Raw genomic sequence first — 3450 nt, 5'->3', positions numbered from 1 at the left:
GGCCGCGGCGAGCCCTCGGCACGCACGGCGGCGGTCCGCCAACCGTCCGGCCCGTGCACGTCGACCTCCGGGGCCGCCGACGCCCGCGCCACCAGCGCGTCACCCTCGGTCCACAGCGCGGCGTCGGACAGCACGAGCAGCCGGCCCGCCGGGCGGTCGAGCACCCAGGCCCGGTCCGCGTCCCCGGACGGGACGACCACGACGGTCGCGCGCGCGCCGTCGAGCGCCACCTCCAGCACGCCGCCGCGGCGGTGCGGCAGCCGGTGCAGCCCCTGCTCCACCTCGGTGCCGCCGGTCACGGTGGCGCGCGCGTCGAACCGGACGTCGGCTGGCACCCCCTCCTCGGCGACGAGCACGAGGGTCGTCGGGTCGAGCAGCGTGAGCGCGCTCGCCGTCGCCGACCGCACCTCGACCGCGCCGAGGCGCAGGCCCACCGGCCAGCGCGCCAGCGTCCCGGCGGGGACGTCCACGGGGCCGAGCGTGGTGCGCCCGCCGGGCAGCTCCAGGCCGAGGCGGACGCCGTGCAGGTCGGGCAGCGGGACGTGCGGCTGGTGCCAGGACAGCAGCACGAACCCCGTCCGGCCGTCGCTGCGCAGCGCCCAGCGCAGCGTCCCGGTGTCCTCGACGCCGGCCGGCCGGACCTCGGGCAACGTCGAGGGCATGTCCACCAGTAGCGGGGCGAACGCCCGCAGGAACGCGTGCTGGCGGCGCAGGGCGGCGTGGCTCGGGCCGGGCAGCCCGGCGCTGCTCACCGCGGCGTGGAAGTCGTAGTCGTACCGGGGCAGGTCGTTCGGGTACGCGGTCGCGTGGGACTCCTGCAGGTCGGCGGCGGGGTTCGTCCCGCCCGCGTACATGTAGTACCCCTGCCACGCGGACCCGGAGGCGATCTTCGCGTGGCCGACGGCCGCGATGTCCGCACCCGTGGGGACCAGGCGCCGGTGGTAGGTCGTGGCCATGCCGCCGCCGAGCTCGCAGGTCGCGGGAGGGAACGCCTCGTCCCGGGGCCGGACCGTGATGTCCGCGGCGGCGGTGCCGCGCACGTCCGCGCCGACACCCGGGTCGTCCCACTCGTGGCTCGGGAAGAAGTGCGCGCGGAACGTGGTGTCCCAGGGCGCGGACGCGTCGACCCAGAACCCGTCGCCGTACCCGGAGTACAGCGGGAGCACCTCCTCAGGTGGCAGGTCCGCACCGCCCCACGCCGTCGCCGTCCACAGCGGGGCGCGCAGGCCCACGTCCCGGGCCATCCGCTTCAGCGTCAGCAGGTGCCCGGGCTGGTCGTACAGCTCGTTCTCGACCTGGATGCCGATCACCGGGCCGTCGGGCCCGCACAGCCCGGCGAGCTCGGCGCCGAGCGCCGCGAACCACGGGCGGACCAGGTCGAGGTACGCGGGGTCGTCGGTGCGGTGCGCGACCGGGGTGCCCTGCACCCAGTCCGGCAGCCCGCCGTTGCGGACCTCGCCGTGGCACCACGGACCGATCCGCAGCACGACGTCGAGCCCGAGCTCGTGGCAGAGCCGCACGAACGCCGCGACGTCGAGGTCTCCGTCGAACTTCGGGGCGGCGCCCGCGGCGGGCTGGTGGTGGATCCAGAACAGGTACGTCGAGACCACGTCCACGCCGCCGGAGCGCATCAGCAGCAGCCGCTCGCGCCAGCGTTCGCGCGGGACCCGGGAGTAGTGGATCTCCCCGGACACCGGTACCCACGGCGCCCCGTCGCGGCTCAACGCCCGCGACGTCAGGCCCACGCGGTGGTCGGCGTCGGGTGCGGTCGCCATCGCCGGGACCGTGGCGGGCGTCGCCCACGGGTGGTGGCGGACGACCAGGACCTGCTCAGGCACGGCGGAACTCCTCGTTGACGGTCTGCTGCCACGTGGCGTCCTGCCACAGCGGGTGGTGCGGTGCGGCGTTGGAGCAGGGGGTCACGCCCCACACGCCCTGGGCCGCGGCGGTGCGGGTGCCGGTCTCGGCGAGGCGGCGGCCCAGTGGCCCCTCCTCGAAGGTGCCGCCGAGCGGGGTGTACCCGACCCAGCCCTCGCCGACGACCACCGGGACACCCTGCCACCGGCCCCAGGCGGCGACGGCGGTGACCCGCGCGGTGATCTCCCGGTGCATCGCCTCGTGGGACGTCTCGTAGTGCCGGTAGAGCCAGGCGTCCCAGGCGTCGGGGTCGATCGTGTCGTACCCGTAGAGCATCTGGTCGGTGACGACGGTCGCGGCGAGCTTCCATGGCGCGGGCCGCCCGTACTCCTGCCACGTGGGGCTGCCGGGCCGCTGCAACGAGCGGAGCACCGCGTTCGGGAACCCGTCGGTGGCGGTGGCGCGGATGTCGACCAGGGCCTGCAGCCGGTCCAGCACGCCGTACGCGTAGACGTGGAACTGCCCCGCGCCGAGCCCGGCGGGCAGGGCGTGCATCGCCAGGTGCGGGGGCTTGCCGAGGCTCGCGGTGACCAGGTGGCGCGGGTGGCGGGCCCGCAGCGCCGCGAGGGCACCGGTGGTCGCGGGGTCGGCCAGGGCGGGCAGCAACGAGAAGTCGACCTCGTTGTGCAGCTCGACCAGCGCGACGACGTCGGACAGCCCCGCGTCCTCGACCGCGTCCAGCATCGCCGCGAACGCCCCGGCGAGGGCGGCGGGGCGCTGCGGCACGGGGATCGCGTCGACCGCCCGGAACCACCGGTCGTCGGCGCTGAACGCCGTGGACTGCTGGTACTCCCAGCTCGCGAGGACCACCGACATCCCACGGCGGTGCAGGCCGCGCAGCAGGGCGAGGAACCGCGCCCGCACGTCAACCCGGTGCCCGCCGGGCACGGCGTACCAGCGGGTGCCGACCCCGAAGGGCGTCCCGTCGGTGCGGCGCCCCATCCCGTCCACGGGCAGGTCGCCCGCGAGGTCGTCGAGGCCGAGCCGGCCGAACAGCAGCAGCGGCGCGGCGCAGATCCGTACGGTCGTGTACCCCCGCGCGGCCGTCGCGTCGAGCACGCGGTCGAGGTCCTCGTACGCCTCCCCGGGCCCGGTCAGCAGGTACCAGGAGAAGTCCCACAGGCAGATCGTCAGCCGGTCCGGCAGGTGCGCGGGCACGCCGACCGGGGCGTGCGGAGCCGTCATCCGGCGACCACCGCCGCCGGACCGTCCGCCGCGGCGTGCGACCGGCCCCGGGCCGCGGCCTCGCGCAGCGCCGCGACCGTCCGGGCGCGGCCCGCCCGGTCCTCGACGGAGAACAGCAGCAGCGCCGGCAGGGACGTGGCGAAGTAGTCGGGTGCCGTCGGGGCGAGCTCCAGGTCGTCGGCCGTACGCTCCAACGCCGCCCAGACCTGTGCCGCGGCGGCGCCCTCGCCGAGCCGCAGGTGCGCGACGCCGATCCAGTAGTCGTCCTCGCGGGCGGGACGCGAGGCGACGGCGAGCGCGCCACCGGCGGCCGCGGCCGTCCGCCACCGCTCGGTCGCGGTGCCGGGG

3 protein-coding genes are annotated in these 3450 nt (G+C 76.6%); all 3 read right to left on the bottom strand.

The window, feature by feature from the left end; translation table 11 throughout:
• The coding region (locus tag EBM89_RS20005) for a beta-galactosidase (RefSeq protein ID WP_233571882.1) at window positions 1-1838 on the bottom strand (1838 nt) is incomplete at its 3' end.
• Complete coding sequence (locus EBM89_RS20000) at window positions 1831-3102, bottom strand: cellulase-like family protein (protein WP_122151332.1); 1272 nt, start codon at window positions 3100-3102, stop codon at window positions 1831-1833. The genes EBM89_RS20005 and EBM89_RS20000, both read right to left, overlap by 8 nt.
• Window positions 3099-3450 (bottom strand): hypothetical protein (locus EBM89_RS21605; RefSeq protein WP_158609736.1); only part of this gene is annotated, 352 nt, incomplete at its 5' end. The genes EBM89_RS20000 and EBM89_RS21605, both read right to left, overlap by 4 nt.

It is taken from the genome of Cellulomonas triticagri (genome assembly GCF_003696205.1).
GTDB classification, from domain to species: Bacteria; Actinomycetota; Actinomycetes; order Actinomycetales; family Cellulomonadaceae; genus Cellulomonas; species Cellulomonas triticagri.
The sequence above is the reverse complement of the archived record's forward strand: the minus strand, read 5'-3'. Positions and strand labels throughout refer to the sequence as shown.